The sequence below is a fragment of the Massilia sp. YIM B02763 genome (assembly GCF_030412015.1).
In the GTDB taxonomy this organism is placed as follows: Bacteria; Pseudomonadota; Gammaproteobacteria; order Burkholderiales; family Burkholderiaceae_D; genus Telluria.
This window is the reverse complement of sequence record NZ_JASNRD010000056.1, coordinates 1-1,008: the sequence shown is the minus strand read 5'-3', so window position 1 is coordinate 1,008 and position 1,008 is coordinate 1. Positions and strand designations below refer to the sequence as shown.

Here is a 1,008-nt window from a genome sequence, read left to right as displayed (position 1 = left end):
GTCTCTGGCATGACTGCCAAGGTTATAGGGACAAGCCGTACGGGCAATTAGTATCGGTTAGCTTAATGCATTACTGCACTTCCACACCCGACCTATCAACGTCCTGGTCTCGAACGACCCTTCAAGGAGCTCAAGGCTCCGGGAAATCTCATCTCAAGGCGAGTTTCCCGCTTAGATGCTTTCAGCGGTTATCTCTTCCGAACTTAGCTACCCGGCAATGCCACTGGCGTGACAACCGGTACACCAGAGGTTCGTCCACTCCGGTCCTCTCGTACTAGGAGCAGCCCCCTTCAAATTTCCAACGCCCACGGCAGATAGGGACCAAACTGTCTCACGACGTTTTAAACCCAGCTCACGTACCACTTTAAATGGCGAACAGCCATACCCTTGGGACCGGCTACAGCCCCAGGATGTGATGAGCCGACATCGAGGTGCCAAACTCCCCCGTCGATATGAACTCTTGGGAGGAATCAGCCTGTTATCCCCAGAGTACCTTTTATCCGTTGAGCGATGGCCCTTCCATACAGAACCACCGGATCACTATGTCCTACTTTCGTACCTGCTCGACTTGTCGGTCTCGCAGTTAAGCACGCTTATGCCATTGCACTATTAGCACGATGTCCGACCGTACCTAGCGTACCTTCGAACTCCTCCGTTACACTTTAGGAGGAGACCGCCCCAGTCAAACTGCCTACCATGCACTGTCCCCGACCCGGATAACGGGCCAAGGTTAGAACCTCAAATGAACCAGGGTGGTATTTCAAGGATGGCTCCACGAGAACTGGCGTCCCCGCTTCAAAGCCTCCCACCTATCCTACACAGATTGATTCAAAGTCCAATGCAAAGCTACAGTAAAGGTTCATGGGGTCTTTCCGTCTAGCCGCGGGTAGATTGCATCATCACAAACATTTCAACTTCGCTGAGTCTCGGGAGGAGACAGTGTGGCCATCGTTACGCCATTCGTGCAGGTCGGAACTTACCCGACAAGGAATTTCGCTACCTTAGGAC

General features: G+C 52.8%; 1 rRNA gene. It reads right to left on the bottom strand.

What is annotated here, in order from left to right:
- Positions 1-26: 26 nt before the first annotated feature.
- Positions 27-1,008 (bottom strand): 23S ribosomal RNA (locus tag QPK32_RS26440); the annotation flags it as partial.